This window comes from Ruegeria pomeroyi DSS-3 (genome assembly GCF_000011965.2).
Taxonomy (GTDB): Bacteria; Pseudomonadota; Alphaproteobacteria; order Rhodobacterales; family Rhodobacteraceae; genus Ruegeria_B; species Ruegeria_B pomeroyi.
On sequence record NC_003911.12, the window covers coordinates 2,834,677 to 2,852,807 of the forward strand.

The 18,131-nt window shown below is 65.6% G+C and carries 18 protein-coding genes; 5 read left to right on the plus strand and 13 right to left on the minus strand.

Annotated elements, in window-relative coordinates:
- Nucleotides 1–70: 70 nt before the first annotated feature.
- Genes tatC through SPO_RS13610 form a run of 3 tightly spaced genes read right to left on the minus strand, consistent with a single transcriptional unit; the run spans nucleotide 71 to nucleotide 1,686 of the window.
- Complete coding sequence (tatC, locus tag SPO_RS13600; protein ID WP_011048383.1) at nucleotides 71–1,009, minus strand: twin-arginine translocase subunit TatC; 939 nt, start codon at nucleotides 1,007–1,009, stop codon at nucleotides 71–73.
- The gene (gene tatB, locus SPO_RS13605) at nucleotides 1,006–1,464 is read right to left on the minus strand and encodes a Sec-independent protein translocase protein TatB (RefSeq protein WP_011048384.1); all 459 of its coding nucleotides are present in this window, start codon (nucleotides 1,462–1,464) and stop codon (nucleotides 1,006–1,008) included. Before tatB ends, tatC begins: the two co-directional genes overlap by 4 nt.
- Before the next feature lie 6 nt (nucleotides 1,465–1,470).
- On the minus strand, nucleotides 1,471–1,686 hold the full coding sequence (locus SPO_RS13610) for a twin-arginine translocase TatA/TatE family subunit (protein ID WP_011048385.1): 216 nt from the start codon (nucleotides 1,684–1,686) through the stop codon (nucleotides 1,471–1,473).
- Nucleotides 1,687–1,910: 224 nt separating this feature from the next.
- Between SPO_RS13610 and SPO_RS13615 the strand changes: the two genes are divergently transcribed.
- Nucleotides 1,911–2,210, plus strand: a complete 300-nt coding sequence (locus tag SPO_RS13615; protein ID WP_011048386.1) for a hypothetical protein — start codon at nucleotides 1,911–1,913, stop codon at nucleotides 2,208–2,210.
- 65 nt (nucleotides 2,211–2,275) lie between these two features.
- Nucleotides 2,276–2,941: a helix-turn-helix transcriptional regulator gene (locus tag SPO_RS13620; RefSeq protein ID WP_011048387.1), complete on the plus strand. Its 666-nt coding sequence runs from the start codon at nucleotides 2,276–2,278 to the stop codon at nucleotides 2,939–2,941.
- 139 nt (nucleotides 2,942–3,080) lie between these two features.
- On the opposite strand, the gene SPO_RS13625 is transcribed toward SPO_RS13620, so the two are convergent.
- The 7 genes from SPO_RS13625 to SPO_RS13655 all read right to left on the minus strand — a co-directional run bounded on the left by SPO_RS13625 (nucleotide 3,081) and on the right by SPO_RS13655 (nucleotide 10,279).
- Nucleotides 3,081–4,271 (minus strand): LysM peptidoglycan-binding domain-containing protein, encoded by a 1,191-nt coding sequence (locus tag SPO_RS13625; RefSeq protein WP_011048388.1) that lies wholly within the window; start codon nucleotides 4,269–4,271, stop codon nucleotides 3,081–3,083.
- A gap of 78 nt (nucleotides 4,272–4,349) precedes the next feature.
- Complete coding sequence (locus SPO_RS13630) at nucleotides 4,350–4,997, minus strand: protein-L-isoaspartate(D-aspartate) O-methyltransferase (protein WP_011048389.1); 648 nt, start codon at nucleotides 4,995–4,997, stop codon at nucleotides 4,350–4,352.
- Complete coding sequence (surE, locus tag SPO_RS13635; RefSeq protein WP_011048390.1) at nucleotides 4,994–5,776, minus strand: 5'/3'-nucleotidase SurE; 783 nt, start codon at nucleotides 5,774–5,776, stop codon at nucleotides 4,994–4,996. The genes SPO_RS13630 and surE overlap by 4 nt, the downstream gene beginning before the upstream one ends.
- A gap of 211 nt (nucleotides 5,777–5,987) precedes the next feature.
- Entirely contained in the window at nucleotides 5,988–7,058 is a 1,071-nt protein-coding gene (locus SPO_RS13640; RefSeq protein WP_044028514.1) for an ABC transporter ATP-binding protein, read from the minus strand.
- Nucleotides 7,059–7,175: 117 nt separating this feature from the next.
- Nucleotides 7,176–8,231 carry a methyltransferase domain-containing protein gene (locus SPO_RS13645; protein WP_011048392.1) on the minus strand — a complete coding sequence of 352 codons (1,056 nt, stop codon included), beginning with the start codon at nucleotides 8,229–8,231 and terminating at the stop codon, nucleotides 7,176–7,178.
- A 158-nt stretch (nucleotides 8,232–8,389) separates the two neighbouring features.
- Entirely contained in the window at nucleotides 8,390–9,496 is a 1,107-nt protein-coding gene (locus SPO_RS13650; protein WP_011048393.1) for a hypothetical protein, read from the minus strand.
- Nucleotides 9,497–9,499: 3 nt separating this feature from the next.
- Nucleotides 9,500–10,279: an SDR family oxidoreductase gene (locus tag SPO_RS13655; protein ID WP_011048394.1), complete on the minus strand. Its 780-nt coding sequence runs from the start codon at nucleotides 10,277–10,279 to the stop codon at nucleotides 9,500–9,502.
- A 179-nt stretch (nucleotides 10,280–10,458) separates the two neighbouring features.
- Between SPO_RS13655 and SPO_RS13660 the strand changes: the two genes are divergently transcribed.
- The 3 genes from SPO_RS13660 to SPO_RS13670 all read left to right on the plus strand — a co-directional run bounded on the left by SPO_RS13660 (nucleotide 10,459) and on the right by SPO_RS13670 (nucleotide 13,692).
- Nucleotides 10,459–11,469: a Hint domain-containing protein gene (locus SPO_RS13660; protein ID WP_011048395.1), complete on the plus strand. Its 1,011-nt coding sequence runs from the start codon at nucleotides 10,459–10,461 to the stop codon at nucleotides 11,467–11,469.
- Between the two features lie 126 nt (nucleotides 11,470–11,595).
- On the plus strand, nucleotides 11,596–12,039 hold the full coding sequence (locus SPO_RS13665; protein WP_011048396.1) for a c-type cytochrome: 444 nt from the start codon (nucleotides 11,596–11,598) through the stop codon (nucleotides 12,037–12,039).
- Nucleotides 12,040–12,084: 45 nt separating this feature from the next.
- Nucleotides 12,085–13,692 (plus strand): peptide chain release factor 3, encoded by a 1,608-nt coding sequence (locus SPO_RS13670; RefSeq protein ID WP_011048397.1) that lies wholly within the window; start codon nucleotides 12,085–12,087, stop codon nucleotides 13,690–13,692.
- A gap of 45 nt (nucleotides 13,693–13,737) precedes the next feature.
- Here SPO_RS13670 and SPO_RS13675 read toward each other — a convergent pair whose 3' ends face one another.
- The 3 genes from SPO_RS13675 to SPO_RS13685 are packed head-to-tail and all read right to left on the minus strand — an operon-like array spanning nucleotide 13,738 to nucleotide 18,118.
- Nucleotides 13,738–14,865: a serine hydrolase gene (locus SPO_RS13675; protein WP_011048398.1), complete on the minus strand. Its 1,128-nt coding sequence runs from the start codon at nucleotides 14,863–14,865 to the stop codon at nucleotides 13,738–13,740.
- Between the two features lie 2 nt (nucleotides 14,866–14,867).
- On the minus strand, nucleotides 14,868–16,961 hold the full coding sequence (locus tag SPO_RS13680) for an acetate--CoA ligase family protein (RefSeq protein ID WP_011048399.1): 2,094 nt from the start codon (nucleotides 16,959–16,961) through the stop codon (nucleotides 14,868–14,870).
- The gene (locus tag SPO_RS13685) at nucleotides 16,958–18,118 is read right to left on the minus strand and encodes an acyl-CoA dehydrogenase family protein (protein WP_011048400.1); all 1,161 of its coding nucleotides are present in this window, start codon (nucleotides 18,116–18,118) and stop codon (nucleotides 16,958–16,960) included. The genes SPO_RS13680 and SPO_RS13685 overlap by 4 nt, the downstream gene beginning before the upstream one ends.
- Nucleotides 18,119–18,131: the final 13 nt, after the last annotated feature.

Genomic DNA, 18,131 nt, shown 5'->3' on the forward strand with positions numbered 1-18,131 from the left:
GGCAAGATGGCGTAACAAAAACGCCCGGGCCAATGCCCGGGCGCTGTCTGGATCATGCCCCCCCCCACGCTTATTCCTTGCGCTCCTCGGCTTCCTCCGCGTCAAACTCGGCCATCAGCGGGTCGTCGAACGCCTCTTCGTCGTCATAATACCCTTCGGCCCGCAGCTGCGCCTCGCGCTTCTTCTCGACGCGGGCCACCAGGAAGATAGAGACCTCGTAAAGCCCATAGACCACCACGAACAGGATGACCTGGGTCACCACATCGGGCGGGGTCACCAGCGCGGCCAGGGTCAGGATCGCCACCATGGCGTATTTGCGCACGCTGCCCAGCCCCTCGGCACTGACCAGCCCGGCCTTGCCCATCAGCGTCAGCAGCACCGGCAACTGGAAGCACAGGCCAAAAGCCATGATGAATTTCAGCGTGATATCGAGCGATTCGTTGACCTTGCCGAAGAAGGTGATCTTGACCCCATCGGTGGTCTCGGGAACCACAGCCACATCCGAGGGCACGGTGCCGCCACCGCCCGTCAGCAGGTTGGCAAAGATCGAGCTGACGTCGGCAAAGCCCAGAAAGAACTGCATCGCCAGCGGCGTGACCACGAATTGCGCAAAGGACGCGCCCAGCAGGAACATGAAGGGCGAGGCGACCAGAAACGGCAGGAACGCCCCCTTTTCCGAGCGATACAGCCCCGGCGCCACGAAACGCCACAGCTGATAGCCAATCACCGGAAAGGACAGCGCAAAACCGAACACCATCGAGATGCGGAACAGCGTGAACAGGTATTCCTGCGGCGAGGTGTACTGCAGCGTCGGCGAGGGATCGCCCAGGTCACGCAGCGTCGCCTCGATCGGCGCCAGAAGGAACTGCAGGATCGGCTCGGCCACCGTAAAGGCCAGCACGATCCCCACGATAAAGGCCAGAACCGCCCGGATCAGCCGGGTGCGCAGCTCGGCCAGATGCTCGATCAGCGGGGCCGAGGTATCGTCGATCTCGTCGGTCTTGCTCATGTCTCGGGTCCGGGTTTCAGGGCGGCCTCGGCATCCTTGGCCTTTTCAAGCTCGGCCGTGGCCTCGCGCAGGCGCCGCTCGGCGGCAACGCGCGCGGTGGCGGCCTGGATCTTCTTGGCCTGCTCGGCCCGCTCGGCCGCAAGCTTGCCGGTCTCGCTATCGGGATTGTATTTGGTCGGGTCCAGATCGGTCTTGAAATCGGTGGCCGCCTTGCGCACCCCGTCCAGCGCCGCGTCGACCGGATTGGTCGCCGCCTTCAGCCCCTTGGAGATGTCCTTGACCCCCGCCTCGTCGGCGGCGTCGTTCATCGCCCGGCTGAATTCGCGCGCCAGCCCGCGGGCCTTGCCGACCCAGCGCCCGACATTGCGGAACAGCACCGGCAGGTCCTTTGGCCCCACGACGATCAGTGCCACGACGCCGATCACCAGAAGCTCGCTCCAGCCCAGATCGAACATGCGCGGTTACGCCTTGTCCTTGTCGGCCTCGGGGGTGACGTCCTTGGCCGTCTGCGCCACGTCCTCTTCCAGCTCCTTGCTGCCGTCACTCACGCCTTTCTTGAAGGCGGTGATGCCCTTGCCGACCTCGCCCATCAGCGAGCTGATCTTGCCGCGTCCGAACAGGACCAGCACCACAACGGCGATAAGCAGAAGGCCGGGAAGACCGATATTGTTGAGCATGTGATCTCTCCTTGATGTCCTCAGGGCCAGGCGGCCCGCGCAAATGTCTCTGCCCCGGTCTACCCCTCTGCCGCGGGCCCGCAAAGCGGGACGCGACACGCCGACCCCAGCAAAGGCGGAAAAAACCGGGTGCAGACGATTTGTCGAAACTCAACTGACAGGTTTATGTCAGTTGATTACGCGTAAACCCGGCCCATCGCAACATGGACCAAAGGAAACTGACCATGACCCGTACCGCAGAAATCGTCACCTTCGCGCTGGCGCCCGGTGTCACCCAAGAGGCGTTCGTGGCGCTGAGCAAGGACACCGAAACCTTTGTGCGCGCCCTGCCCGGCTTTGTGGACCGCAAGCTCAGCCAGGGTGCCGATGGGCGCTGGACAGATTACGTGATCTGGACCGATGCCAATGCCGCCGCCGCCGCAGCCAAGGCCTTTGAAACCGCCGAGTGCGCCGCCGCGCTGATGGGGGCGATCGCGCCGGACAGCGTGTCGATGCGCCATGAAACGGTGCTCTGGCGGATGTAGGCACCCCGGTCAGGGCGCTCAGTTGCGCCTTGACCACCGCCCCCCGCCCGCGCGAAGGGTAGGCCATGCGCCGCACCGACCGCCTGTTCGACATCATCCAGATCCTGCGCGACGGGAAGCTGCACCGCGCACGCGACATCGCCGCGCGGCTCGAGGTCTCGGTCCGCACCATCTATCGCGACATGGACACGCTGGTTGCCTCGGGTGTGCCGGTCGAGGGCGAGCGCGGCGTTGGCTATATGGTGCGCGAACAGATCACCCTGCCGCCGCTGAACCTGACCCCCGAAGAGCTTGAGGCGCTGAATCTCGGCATGGCCATCGTGGCCGAAGCCGCCGATCCCGAGTTGAAGGCCGCCGCCCAGCGCCTGGCGGAAAAGATCGACGCGGTCCTGCCGACCCAGACCATCGCCGAGGCCGATGCCTGGAAATTCGCGGTCTACCCTTTCGCCGATGCCGCCCGCGGGCTGGCGCATATGGCGCCGATCCGCGCCGCGATCAAGGCGCGCCAGAAGCTGCGGCTCGTCTATCGCCGCATCGACGGGGAACTGACCGAGCGCACCATTCGCCCGCTGCACATGGAATACTGGGGCCGGGTCTGGACTGTCACCGCCTGGTGTGAGCTGCGCGCGGGCTTCCGCGTGTTCCGCATCGACCTGATCGAAACGCTCACCCCCCTGCCCGAACTCTTTCGCGACGAGCCGGGCAAGACCCTGGCCGATTACCAGCCCTGAGCGCCTGCAGAGGGAGCGGCCCCCGTCCCGCGGACTCCCCCCAAGTACTTTGGGCGAAATGAAGGGGCGGGCGCCGCTGCGGCTTCTTTCTGGTCGAAAATACTCCCGCCGGAGGCGCGGGCCGCAAGGCCCGCATTGGTCATTTCAGATAGGGTTCGGGATCGAAACTGTCGAAACCCTTGCGCACCTCGAAATGCACATAGGCATTGTCGCCACCGCGCAGCCGGGCGATCTTCTGGCCACGCGAGACCGTATCGCCCTTGTTCACTTCGATCCCGTCCACATTGGCATAGACCGTCAGCAGGTTGTCGGCGTGGCGGATCACCACGATCGGCACCTGGTCGGCATCCGCAGTGATCGCCGCAACGGTACCGGCCTCGGCGGCGCTGACCGCGCTCCCCGGGGCGCCGGCGATGTCGATCCCGTCATTCTTGCCCTTGGAATAGGGGCGCACGATCTTGCCCTTGACCGGGAAACCCAGGCGCGCATTGCTACTGGCGGTGGGTTGGCCGACCGAGACATCGGGCTCTGCCGGTTTGGCGGCGGGCACCTTTTCCTCGGGCAGCGGCTTGGTTGCGCTGGGGGGGGTCGGCGTGGCCGATCCGGCCCCGGGCGCGCTGACCGCAGCGGTGGTGGTGGTGGCTGCGGCCGGTTTGGCGGCGGATTTCGGGGCTGGCTGGTCCTTGACCGGGATCAGCAGATATTGACCCTCGCGGATGGTGAAATCGGGGCCAAGCCCGTTCCACTCGCCCAGCGCCTTGACCGGCACCTGATAGAGCCGCGAGATCGTATAGGCGGTTTCGCCGCGCTCGACCTTGTGGCGCACCGGTTCGGGCGCGGCGGGTTTCGGGGCCGGGCTGGCCGCTGGCTTGGCCGGTTCCAGCGCGGTGGTCTGGACCGGGGTTGTATCCGGAGCCTGGTCGATGGCACTGCCGGCCAGGCTGGCGATATCGACATTGTTGCCCTGCCCGACCGGCTCGGTCACCCGTCGCGGCAGCGCCAGAACCTCGCCCTCGCGCAGCCCATCGGTGGGTTGCAGCCCGTTGAAGCGAGCCACCTCGCCCACCGGCAGGCCGACCCGGTCCGAGAGTGTCGCCACCGTATCGCCGCGCTTGGCCACGGCCACCTGGTAGTTCGGGTAAGAGATCACGCCGCGCTCATCCGGTTTCGGACGTGCGGCGGTGCGCGCCGATTGCGCTGCTTCGGTGGTATTGAAGGCGCCGATCTGGCCGCGCAGGTCATAGTCCAGCGGCGCCTCGCAGGCGGCCAGCAGGGCCAGCGCGGAAAGGCCCATCAGCGGGCGTGGCAGGGTCCGGAACAAAACGCTCATCTCTCAATCCTCAATGCCGCCCCCCATGTGGTCCGGGGGTTTGCGTCGTACAATCCTGTCAGGCGCGGGAAATCCCCGTCACCCATCCTTGCCCAACCCTTCGAGCAATGGCACGAACCGGACCGGGCGCAATTCATCATAGTCAAAGCCCTGTTCGGTGCGGCGCACCCGGATCAGGGTCTGAACCGTGTCCGACTGCCCCACGGGCAAAACCATGATACCCCCGATCTTGAGCTGCGCCAAGAGCGGGCCGGGCGCATCCTCGGCGGCGGCGGTGACGATGATGCGGTCAAAGGGCGCCTGATCGGGCAGACCAAAGGATCCGTCGGCGGTCATGGTGGTGATATTGACCAGCTGCAACTGCTGGAACACCAGCTGCGCCGCGCGCACCAGCCGGGCGTGGCGGTCGACCGTATAGACCCGCCGCGCCAGCTTTGCCAGGATCGCCGCCTGGTAGCCCGAGCCGGTACCGACCTCGAGCACCTTGTCACGCGGATTGACCTCCAGCGCCTGGGTCATCAAACCGACAACCGAGGGCTGGCTGATGGTCTGACCACAGGCGATGGGAAGGGGCATATCCTCATAGGCGCGCCCGGAAAACAGGCCCCGCACGAACAGGCCGCGATCCACCTCTTCCATCGCCGCCAGCACCCGCTTGTCGGTCACCCCCTTGGATCGGAGAGCAAACAGGAACTGCATCTTGGTTTCGGGATCGGGTCCGCTCATAGGGTCGCCTGCAAGGCCTCCAGCGCATCATCGGCGGTCAGGTCCGCGCGCATCGGCGTGACCGAGACATAGCCGTCGAGATTGGCCGCCGCATCAGTGCCCGGCGCGGTACGCTGCTGCTGATCGCCACCCTTGATCCAGAGGAACCGCTTGCCCGAGGGCGACAGATGCGGCTCGGCGGAAAACCGCGTACCTTCGCGAAACCCCTGCCGCACCGCCCGGAGTCCCTTGACCTCGGCGGCCGGGACGGGCGGGAAATTGACGTTGTAGAACAGCCGGTAATCGGGGCGTTCCTGGGGCCAGGTGTCAAGGATGCGCCGGATCACCTGAACCCCGTGGCTCTGGGCGATTTCGAACGGATCGGTGCGCCCGTAATTGCGCGGGCCGAAGAATTGCGACAGGGCGATGGCGCGCAGGCCCTGCAACGCCGCCTCCATCGCGCCCCCGAGCGTGCCCGAGTAGAGCGCGTTCTCGGCCGAATTGTTGCCCCGGTTCACGCCAGAGAGGACCAGATCGGGCGGCGCGTCCTTCATCACGTCATGCAGGCCGGCCAGCACACAATCGGCCGGAGACCCCTCGGCCGCAAAGCGGCGCTCGCCCATCCGTGCGATCAGCATCGGATGGGTGTAGCTGATGCAATGGCCGACGCCGGATTGTTCGAAGGCGGGCGCAACGGTCCAGACCTCGCCCCCCGGCCCCGCCAGTTCCAGCGCCACCTGCTCCAGCGCCGCAAGCCCCGGCGCGTTGATCCCGTCGTCATTGGTGATGAGTATGCGCATGTCGCCCCGACCTGTTTGGCCCTTGATAGACGCCGCTCCACCGCGCGGCAAGCGCGCGGCGAGCGAGTGTTGCATAGCTGCGGCACCTGTGCCCCGCCTGCCATGCACGACCCTTGGACGAATTCGCGCCAAGAGCGCGGCGCAGGCCCAGAATTTCCCCGAAATTCTGGTACAAAAAATGGGACATTTTTTACCACCGCCCCGGGCGCGCTCAGCGCTTGCGATCCGCCGGGAATACGAAACAGCGGTCGCGACGGATGGTCAGCCACATCACCCGCCCGGTTTCCGGGATGAACACGTTGGGGACCGTGGCCTTAAGCAGCGAGCCGTCGAAATCCATACGGAACTCCACGAGGCTCTCGCTGCCCAGGAACCGCGCCCGCTCGACCACCCCGCGCGCCGCCACCCCGTCGCTGGGCGTCGGCAGCGGCCCCTTGCCGCCCCGGTCGAAATCCAGCTTCACATGCTGGGGGCGAAACACGATATCGACCTCGGTATTGTCGGGAAAGCCCGGCGCCAGGAACTGACCAAAGGGCGTCTGCGCCAGCGCGCCGGTCACATTGGCCCGCAGCACATTGATATCGCTGAAAAAAGCAACCGCCGCCCGGTCCGCCGGCCGGGTATAGACGTTATACGGCGCGCCTTGCTGCACGATCCGACCGCCGCGCATCAGCGCGATCTCGTCGGCCATGCGCATCGCCTCTTCCGGCTCATGCGTGACCAGCAGCACCGCCGCATCCTCTTCCTTGAGCAGCGCGAGCGTATCGTCACGAATTCCGTCGCGCAGCCGGTTGTCGAGACCCGAGAACGGCTCGTCCATCAGCATGATGCGCGGTCGCGGCGCCAGGGCGCGAGCCAGCGCCACCCGCTGCTGTTCACCCCCCGACAGCTGATGCGGATAGCTGTCGATATGACCGCCCAGCGACACCCGCGCCAGCAGCTCCTCGACCCGGGCGCGCTTCTCCTCGCGGCTGCCTTTCAGGCCAAAGGCCACGTTGCCCGCCACGCTCAGATGGGGAAACAGCGCGAAATCCTGAAACATCAGCCCGATTTCACGCCGCTCTGGCGGCACGCGGAAGACGGTGTCGCAAATCAGCTTGCCATCCACATAGATCTCGCCGCTGTCCTGCATCTCGACCCCGGCGATCATCCGCAGCGTGGTGGACTTGCCGCAGCCCGAGGGACCCAGCAGACAGGTCACCTGCCCCGCGCGAATGTGCAGCGACACGTCATCCACCACCCGGCGCCCGTCAAAGACGCGCACCAGATTGCGGATCTCCAATCGTGGAGGTGTCTGTCCTGCCGTCACCTGCCGGGCCTCGCTGCCTATCCCAAGCCTTTTGGTCGGGAGTTAGCCCGGGGATAACAACCCCGCCCCCGCTGTGCAAGGCGGGACGCGTCAGCAGCAGCCCCCGGATGCGGCCGGCGCCACGGGTGAGAGACCGTTGAACGGCGAGGCGCCACCGCACCCGGCAAAGATGCCGTAATGGGTCGAGAAATCGCCGATGAACTGGAAATGCGGCGCAAACCGCGACTCGGCCAGCATCCGCCAGCTATTGCCGCAGACCGGAAACACCTTGCCGGTCTCGATGACATGATGGTCATCCAGCACGAATTCATGCGGCGCATGCGGCACTGTGCCCTTGTAGATCACCGCCTGCCCGTAATCCTCGCAATCGGGCTCCAGCCCGGCAAGGTTGAACAGCCGATAGGTCGCCGACAGGAAACGGATCGGGCCGACCCGGCGTTCCAGTTCGGGGTTCTCGATGGTCAGCAGCCGGCTCTCGACCATGCGCGGATCGCCAAAACCCGCGCCGCGCGCCAGACTTAGGAAATCGTTCCAGTAAAGCGCGCCCGACAGGCATTCGCCATAAAGCACCTCATCGCGCGCCAGCGCCTCGGGGATGCGCCGGTCGGCATAGACATCCGAGAAATACATCTCGCCCCCCGGTTTCAGCAGCCGCTGCGCGCCACGCAGCACTGCCGCCTTGTCGGTGGCCAGGTTCAGCACGCAGTTCGACACGATGATGTCGAACGAACCCGGCTTCAACGGCAGGTCGTCCAGCTTTTCGATATAGCCCTGGTGAAACTCTGTATTGGGGGCGGCATGGCCGAAGACCTCGGCATGATAGGCCCGATGGGCCTGCGCCACCTCCAGCTGTGCAGGCGTCATGTCGACGCCGACCACCGCGCCGCTTTCGCCCACCAGCGCCGAGAGCGCATAGACATCGCGCCCGGCACCACAGCCCAGATCGAGGATGCGCGCGCCTTCCAACGCCAGCGGCGCGATCAGCCCGCAACCGTAATAGCGGGCCATCACCTCGTCATGCAGCTTGCCCAGCACCGGCTTCAGATGCGCCGGCACCGCGTCGGGTGTACAACAGGCGTTGGTCTGCAGATCGGCGCTGCTTTGCAGCACCTCTCCGTAATAGTTCTGCACCGCCTCGTGGTTCATGTGATGCCCTCCAGCTCCATTCGCCCCTGACCTAACGCGCACCCGCGCATCAGGCAACATCCCGGCCGTCTTGGTGAAGCAAGCGTGAACGCCGCTTCATTTCGCCCAAATCATTCCGGGGGAGTCCGCAGGACGGGGGCAGCGCCCCCATCCCCCGCTCACCCAAGCAGATCAAAGCTTCCAGCCGCGCGCACCCGGCCATTGACCTGCACCTCGACCCGGTGCGGGCCGGGCACCAGGGTAAAGGTGCTGGCATCCCCCTTCAGCTTGTGGCGCTTACTCAATTGCAACCGGCCACCGGACAGCCGGGCCTGTTTCAGCTTGTGCACCTTGGCCGAGACCTTGCCGCCCGGGCGCTGGAAATGCAGGATATAGTCCACCAGCACCGGCACATCGCGGGCGCCGCTCAGGGTCACGCCGATCTCGACCGCGTCGCCGATCCGGGCCTCGCCGGGCAGGCTCAGTTGCACGTCAAGCGCCACATCGGGATCATAGCCCAGCGCCGCCATGGCGCCCGGATGGCCGGCCTTGACCAGGCCGCGCAGCGCGTGGCCGGTCATCCAGGACAGCTCCTCGGGCCGTTGCCGCCCCTCCTCGCGCCAGCCGCCAAGCCGGGTCAGCACCAGATCCGGCGCCTTTTTGGCGATGTCGTTCAGGTGATTGGCCACCGACCGGGTGACATAGCGCGTGGGATCGCCGTGCAGCCGGTCAAGCAGCGGCAGCGCGGCATCCACATCCAGCGACACCCCCAGACCCCAGGGCAGCCGCGGGCGGGTGCCCTCGCTGACCAGCCGACGCACGTGATAGCTGTCGTGATCGCACCAGCGCTCCATTTGGGCCAGCACCTGATCGGGCCAGCGGTTCAGAAAGGGGCGGATCGCCCATTCCATCGAAAACCGCTGCGTCAGCTCTGCCAGCAGGTCAAGCGCCGGTTCGGGGTCTTCGATCCCGACCGCCGCCACCCATTCCCCAAGCGGGGCAAAGATGAAATCGCCGAAATCGTCATCCGACAGCGTGGGGTCCAGCGGCGGCGGCAGCGCCCGCAGGATCACCGGCGCCACCTCAGGCAAGGCGCCCGGCACCGCCTCGGCCAGGCAGGTGGCGATCCAGTCGATGCGCGCCTTCAGCTCCAGTTCGTGCAGCCGTGCCATGACCCGGGCCTGAAACCCGGGTGCGTCAAAGCCGGGACCGTCGAACAGCCCGGCCAGATAGGCCACCTTGTCCGCGTTGAACAGCTGATCCTTGAGCGAAAATCCCTGTGTCATGCGTTACATCGTCAGGTTGGTGCCGCCGCCATCGAGCAGCAGGTTCTGGCCGACGATGAACCCCGCATGCTGCGAACAGAGAAAGGCGCAGGCGGCGCCGAACTCGGCGGGAGTGCCATAGCGCCGGGCGGGGATGGTGGCGGCGCGCTCGGCCCGCGCGGCGTCGAGCGAGATGCCCTTTTGCTCTGCCACCGGGCCGTCCAGCGCATTGGCGCGATCGGTGGCATGGATGCCGGGCAACAGGTTGTTGATCGTCACGCCATGTGGCGCCACCTGACGCGAGGTGCCCGCGACATAGCCGGTCAGCCCGGTGCGGGCCGCATTGGACAGGCCCAGCGCCGGGATCGGCGCGCGCACCGATTGCGAGGTGATGTTGACCACCCGGCCCCAGCCCTTGTCGATCATGCCGGGAAGGAGCGCCTTCATGAAGGCGATGGGGGTCAGCATGTTCGCGTCAAGGGCGCGGATGAAATCGCCGCGGTCCCAATCCGACCAGAGACCCGGCGGCGGGCCGCCGGCATTGGTGACCAGGATATCGACTCCTCGGGCCGCCTCGATGACCTGCGCTTGCCCCTCCTCGGTGGTGACGTCGCAGGCAACCGTTGTGACCGCCACCCCATGCACGCGGCGAATGGATTCGGCGGCCGCCTCCAGCGCCTCGGCGCCGCGCGCGTTCATCACCAGATCGACACCCGCGGCGGCCAGCGCCTCGGCACAGCCCAGCCCCAATCCCTTGGAGGACGCACAAACCAGCGCCCGCTTGCCCGAAATCCCCAGATCCATCTCACGCTCTCCCCTGTTGGTCGCGGCAGTCGGAGCTAACATCATTTGCCCGCACTTCACCACCCGACCGACCGATCCGCGCCACAATTTTACGGCACGCTCTGTTGCAGCCCGCATGCGGGTGCTAGATATGCCGCTGAACAGATCCTGTTGGTAACCATAATTTCCGGACCGTTTCCGTGACCCGCTACGCCCCGACCCAATCCGTTCCCGTCTACCGCGCCGAGGATTTCCCGGTGACCAGCGGCGCCAATCTTGGCGACGGAATCTCGCCCATGGACGAGCTGATGCTGGACGATGTCTATGGCATGGCCCCCGGCGCGCGCAGTTGGCGCCTGGGGCTTGAGACGATGGACAACGGCGCGTTCCGCATCGCTGGCGATACCGAACTGGGCCAGCCCGGGGCCGAATTGCATCTGGATTGCGCGCTAAGCCTGATGAGCCCGGACGGCCAGACCACCGATGCCATCGTGCTGGTCGAACTGGACGAAACCGGCCATATCGCCGATCTCTATCTGCTGCCGCTGGCGCCACTGGTGCCCAAGACCGACTATACGCTGGTCGGCATGGATCGCGCGCGCGCGCGCCAGAAATTCGCCCAGGTCGCCTGTGTCTCGTTCACCCGCGGCACCCATATCACCCTGGGGTCCGGCGCCCAGGTGCGGATCGAGGATCTGAAGGTGGGCGACCGCGTGCTGACCCGCGATGACGGCGTGCGCGAGGTACGCTGGATCGGCCAGACCACGGTGCGCGCCGTGGGTGATTTCGCCCCCATCGTGATCCGCGCCGGAACGCTCAACAACGAGAACGATCTGGTGGTCAGCCCCGATCACCGGCTTTTCGTCTATCAGCGGCGCGACGAGATGGGTGTCGGTCAGCCCGAACTGCTGCTCAAGGCCCGGCATCTGGTCAATGGCGATACCGTCTTTGTTCAAGAGGGCGGATTTGTCGACTATTTCCAGCTTCTGTTCGACCGCCACCACATCATCTACGCCGAGGGGATCGCGGCCGAGACCATGCTGCTTGACCCGCGCACCCGGCCCGCGCTACCGCAAGAGATGCTGGAACAGGTCAGCCCGCTGCTGGATCAGCATGGCAGCGGCGACAGCCACGGGATGGATGTGGCCAAGGCGCTGCTGGACCGGCCCGACGTCATCGACCTGCTGAAACGCGCCTCGACCAAGCGCTGAGCGCGCCACGCGCTGGTCGGCCTGCGCCTGCCTCACGCGATTGCGAAGCCCGCGTCACCTCAGGTGGCTTGAGCCATCTGGCGCCGCCGCCTATCCTGCCCCGACCCGTGAACAGGAGAAGACCTGATGCCGCTGCGCCCCTTGCCCCTTGTTGTCGCCCTGCTGAGCGCCAGCGCCGCCCTTGCCCATAGCGGCGTCAGCAATCCGGCGGTCAAGGCACGGATGCATACGATGATGCAGATCGCCGACAACACCAAGGTTCTGGGCGACATGGCCAAGGGCAAGACCGCCTTTGACGCCGAGGCCGCGCGCGCCGCCGCCGCCGCCATCGCCGCCCATTCGGCCAGCGTAACAGCGCTGTTCTCCGCCGAGGAACAGGACCCGAAATCCGAGGCCCTGCCTGCGATCTGGCAGGACTTCGAGACGTTCAGCCGCAAGTCCGAAGCGCTGACGCTGGCCGCCGCCGAGGCGGCCGGCAGCATCCAGAGCGAGGCCGATCTGAAACCGGCATTGGCGGGGATCGGCGGCGCCTGCAAATCCTGCCACATGGATTTCCGCAAACCCCAATAAACGCGCGTTCTTGTCAGGGCCGCGCAACCTGATATACGCGCCCCCATGTTGGATATCGCCTCGAACCGCCCCGCATTGCCGCCCGAGATCGCGCGGCGCCGCACCTTTGCCATCATCTCGCATCCCGATGCGGGCAAGACCACGCTGACCGAAAAGTTCCTGCTGTTCGGCGGCGCGATCCAGATGGCCGGACAGGTACGCGCCAAGGGCGAAGCGCGGCGCACGCGGTCGGACTTCATGCAGATGGAAAAGGACCGGGGTATCTCGGTCTCGGCCTCGGCAATGTCGTTCGATTACAAGACCTTCCGGTTCAATCTTGTGGATACGCCCGGCCACTCGGACTTCTCCGAGGACACCTACCGCACGCTGACGGCGGTGGATGCGGCGGTGATGGTGATCGACGGCGCCAAGGGGGTCGAGAGCCAGACGCAGAAACTGTTCGAGGTCTGCCGGCTGCGCGACCTGCCGATCCTGACCTTCTGCAACAAGATGGACCGTGAAAGCCGCGACACGTTCGAGATCATCGATGAGATCCAGGAGATGCTGGCCATCGACGTGACGCCCGCCAGCTGGCCGATCGGCCAGGGCCGGGATTTCATCGGCTGTTACGATATCCTGCGCGACCGGCTGGAACTGATGGACCGCGCCGACCGCAACAAGGTCGCCGAAAGCATTGAAATCAATGGGCTTGATGACCCCAAACTGGCGCAGCACGTGCCCGCGCATCTGCTGGAACAGCTGCACGAAGAGCTGGAGATGGCGCGCGCGCTGTTGCCCGAACTCGACCCGCAAGCAGTGCTCGAAGGGCATATGACGCCGATCTGGTTCGGCTCGGCCATCAACTCGTTCGGGGTCAAGGAACTGATGGACGGGATCGGCAGTTACGGCCCCGAACCACAGATTCAAAGCGCCGAACCCAGAAAGATTTCACCTGAAGAAACAAAGGTTTCCGGGTTCGTCTTCAAGGTTCAGGCGAACATGGACCCCAAGCATCGCGACCGGGTCGCCTTTGTCCGCATGGCCTCGGGCCATTTCAAGCGCGGCATGAAGTTGACCCATGTGCGCACCAAGAAACCGATGGCGGTCTCGAACCCGGTGCTGTTCCTTGCCTCGGACCGGGAGCTGGCGGACGAGGCCTGGGCCGGCGATATCATCGGCATCCCCAACCATGGCCAGCTGCGCATCGGCGACACGCTGACCGAGGGCGAGGCGCTGCGGGTGACCGGCATCCCCTCGTTTGCACCGGAACTGTTGCAGGGCGTGCGTGCGGGCGATCCGATGAAAGCCAAGCATCTGGAAAAGGCGCTGATGCAATTTGCCGAGGAAGGCGCCGCCAAAGTGTTCAAGCCTATGATCGGCTCGGGCTTTATTGTCGGCGTCGTGGGGGCGCTGCAATTCGAGGTTCTGGCCAGCCGGATCGAGCTGGAATACGGGCTGCCGGTGCGCTTTGACGGCTCGCAATTCACCTCTGCCCGCTGGGTCGCAGGGGACAAGGCGGCGCTGGACAAGTTCATCAACGCCAACAAGCAGCACATCGCCCATGACCATGACGGCGACACCGTCTATCTGACACGCCTGCAATGGGATATCGACCGGGTGATCCGCGACTATCCCGAGCTGAAGCTGACCGCGACCAAGGAAATGATGGTCTGACGATTGCGCCCGGCCCTTGCGGCCGGGGTCCATCCGGTGGTGTGATCAGGCCAGGTAGCGGCAAACCCGCCGCAGGCAATCCGCCACCTGGGACATATAGTCGACATCGTAGCCCGCGTCGTTTTCCAACACGCTCAGCAGCGCGCAGGAGGTGCCGGTTTCGCTGTCCACAAGCAGGAACTGGCCGCCGTAACCGGCATGGCCCAGCAAGCGCCCGTCGGTCATCAGATGCCCGCAGTACCGTAACCAGTCGCGCGGTGGCGACAGGCTTGGCGCCGCGCGTCCCAGACAGGAGCGCAGGAAATCGGCGTTCGGATAAGCCCTGTCGCCCGAGAGCCCCGCAAACAGCAGCCCGAACCGCGCCAAATCTCGGGCGCTCAGGCAGCCGCCACCGGAAAATGCGGGCAGCTGTTCGGGGCTGAGGCTGATGTGAAACGCGCCCTCATAACCCGCCGCATCGGCGATTTCCTCGACCAGTCGGGTCAGCGGCAGTGGCGACACCGCCGCCGCGATCAGGGTCAGCACATCGGTATTGGCCGATTTGTATTCGGCAAAGGCAGGTGGCGGACCGGGCCGGAACCCGGTGATCCCTGCGGCGAACTGGGTCAGGCTCGGCTCGGGCATACCCTCGGGTGGCAGCCGCCAGCCAAGCGCGATTTCCTCGGTATAACAATTCGATAGAGGATCAGAATAATCCTCGGAAAAGTCGTTGTGCACCGCCATGTTCAACAAAGCCCACACCGGGGCGTCTGCATAGCCACTGCCAATATCCGGCAGATAGTCAGAAACCGGCGCATCGAGCGATACCAATCCCTGCGCCAGCAGCTGGCCAAAGATCAGGTGGATATGCAGCTTGGTCACCGACTGGATCGAATGCGGGGCGGTGGGGCTGAAATCCTCCGCCGCGGCCTCGAAGATCAGAGCGTCCCCACGCAGACAGCAAAAGGCGGAGAAAGCGGGATGTGCCAGCAGCGCCCGCAGTTCCGGCAGGGCAGCCGGCAGGTCGATCGGGGACGGCGCCAGCGGCAGCACGTTGCGCGACCGCACCATCAGCGCGCGCCGGAACAGGCGGTGCGCGTTATGGAAACCGTGGCGGCGATGGGCGGGACGGTTCCAGCGTTGCTTGTTGCTGTCATCGACGGCCAGATCCGGGTTGGGGATACGCACGGGCATGGCTATTGCCCGGCCACGCGATGCAACAGCACGTCGATGGCCACCACCCGGTCAGGATAGACAAACAGCGGGTTGATCTCGACCTCGGCGATCTCGGCGCAGTCTTGCAGATAGGCGCGCGTAAGGGCGTAAATATCGTCGGCAATCCGCGCCAGATCAGCGGCAGGGCGCCCACGATAGCCGCCGAGCAGCGGGGCCAGACGCAACCCCTCGAGCCCGCGCTGCACATCCGCGACGCTGCAAGGCAGAAGCAGCGTCACCGCATCGCCCAGAAGCTCGACCAGAACACCGCCACTGCCAAGAACCAGCGCATGCCCGAATTGCGGATCGCGGCGCAGGGTCAGGATCAGTTCGGCCAGCGGGGGCGGCGACATCGCCTCGACCAGGAAACGGTCGGTGAGCGCATCCGGGTCATAGGCGGCAACCGCGCCGGGCATTTGCGCAAGCGCCGCCCTCAACTCCGACTGGTCGGCAACGTTCAATGCCACAGCCCCGGCCTCGGTCTTGTGGGCCAGGCGCGGGCTCATCATCTTGAGCGCGACCGGAAAGCCGATTTCCGCTGCCGCGCTCTCCACTTCCCGGGCAGTAACGCTACGGCCCTCGGGCACCGCACACCCTGCCCCGCGCAGCCAGTCCTTGCCGATATCTTCGGTCTGCCCAACCAAGTTGGCTGGGACCAGCGGTGGCAGCAGTGGCGCGGGCTTGGCGGACAGGATCCGCGCCCGCGCCGCGCTCCACCCTGCCGCATCACGGATCGCGTTCAGAGCCTCGTGAATGCCCTGCATCGGCGCGACACCCTGCTCGATCAGCATCTGGCGTGTCTCGGCATCCATGTTCTCGGGAATGGTGGCCAGGATCGCGGCGGGCACCTGTTGTTCGGTGGCGGCGCGGGCAAAGGCACCGGCGTCGTTCAGATAGAACACCTTGGACTCGTCCAGCCCGGCGGCGGGATAGTCCTGTACCAGAACCGTGAAATCAGGCGTCACCGCTTCCAGCGTCCGGGAAAACACCGGATAGGTATGTTCGCCCTGACCCCAGATCGGCGTGGTATAGTCCAGCGGATTGGACACTGTGGCAATCTCGGGCAGCAGGGCCTTCAGTTCGGTGCGATGTGCCCCTTCGACGGCCGGAAAGCTGAGCCCGATCCTTTCGGCGTGATCGGCCAGCATCGTGGCCCCACCGCCCGAACAGGTGAACCCCGCCACCCGCGCACCGCGCGGCGCACCGGTCACGCACAAGAGCTTGAGCGTTTCCAGAAACTGCGACGGGTTGCTGACCGAGATCACGCCGCAGCGGGCAAAGAGCGCCTCGTAAAGCTCGTTTGCCCCGGACAGCGAGCCGGTATGGCTGATCGTCAATGCGGCACCGATGCGGGAACTGCCGGATTTCAGCGCCACCACCGGCACACCGCGTTCCAGCGCCCGCAGCGCGGTGCGTTCGAACCGGGCGACATCCTGCAAACCCTCGATATGCAGGCCGATGGCGCGCACTACGGGGTCACTCGCAAAAGCGTCCAGAAAATCCTCGAGCCCCAGAACCGCCTGATTGCCCGCCGACACCATATAGGCCATCGGCAGCGAGCGTTGGCTCATGGTGATATCGGACGAGAACATGCCCGATTGGGTGATGATCGCCGCACCATATCCCGGCGACCAGCCGCCATGTTCAAACGACCACAGCGCCGAATTGCCCACATAGTTGATCAGCCCGTAACAATTGGGCCCGATCAGCGCCATGTCGCCCGCCGCTGCGATCAGCGCCCGCTCGGCGGCCGCATCGCCGGTTTCCTTGAACCCGGCGGAAAAGCAGACCACACCACCCACACCCATCGCCGATAACTGCCCCAGCGCGCCTGTAACAGCGGCGGCGGGAATGGCCAGATAGACCGCATCGGGGGCCTCGGGCAGATCTGCGATGGTGGGCACGCAAGCCACCCCTTCCAGCACGTCGCGCTTGGGGTTCACCGCCCACATCCGCCCGGCAAAGCCGCGCCTGCGCGCCTCGCGAATGGCAATCGCCGCGTCGCGCCCGCCGACAAAGGCGATATGGCGCGGGGTCAGCAGGCGCCGGAAATTCTCACGCTGCGCCGGTCTCATGCACCAAGTGGCCTCAGCATCGAACGGGTGATGATATGGCGCTGGATCTCGCTGGTGCCGTCCCAGATCCGTTCCAGCCGGCTGTCGCGCCAGAGCCGCTGGACCGGCAATTCCTCCATCAGCCCCATACCGCCGAAGATCTGCACCGCGTCATCGGCGATCCGGCCCAGCATTTCCGAGCAGAAGACCTTGACCATGGCAGCATCCTGATCGGCCATCCGGCCGGCCCGATGGCGGGCAACCGCATCCGTCACCATCAGGTTGGCCGCACGCAGGTTCATCGCCCCGTCGGCCAGCCGGAATCCGGTGGCCTGGAAGGACCCGATCGGCTGGCCGAACTGGCGGCGATTGGCAGCCCATTCCGTCGCCATGTCCAGTATGCGCTCGGCCTTGCCGCAGCAGGACGCCCCGACCCAGATGCGCCCCATACCCAGCCATTGACCGGCGATCTCGAACCCCCTGCCCTCTTCTCCCAGGATCTGGCCGGGGCCAAGCCGGACATTGTCGAAATGCAGTTCGAACGTCTTGTAGCCGCGATAGCTGACCGATCTGGTGCCCTCGCGACAAACGAAACCGGGTGTGCCTACGTCGACCAGAAAGGCGGTGACGCGCTTGCGAGGCCCGCGCGGGGTGTCATCGGCACCGGTGGCGGCAAAGACGATGGCGAAATCGGGCATGCAGGGGCCCGAGATGAAATGCTTGGACCCGTTCAGGATCCAGTCATCGCCGTCCCGGCGGGCGTTGGATTTCATGCCCATCGCATCCGACCCGGCGTCGGGCTCGGTCAGGGCGAACAATTCGCGCTTCTCACCGCGCACGCAGGGCAGCAGGTATTTCTCGCGCTGGTCGCCCTCGCAGGCCAGCAGGATCTCGGTCGGGCGCGCGGCCCAGCTGTGCAGGGCGTGCGTGGTCTTGCCGAATTCCTGCTCGATGATGCGCTGCGCCGACAGGTCAAGACCGCCGCCGCCAACCTCTTCAGGCAGGTTGCAGGCAAAAAGGCCAAGCTCATGCGCGCGCGCCTCGATCTGGCGGCCGATCTCTTCGGGCACTTGGCCCAGGCGGTCGACCTCGTCCTCGTGCGGCATCATTTCGGTGTCCACGAACTTGCGGACCGTGGCGGTCAGCAATTCGTGTTCATGGCTGGTTTCCATATTCATGTCGGAACCTTTC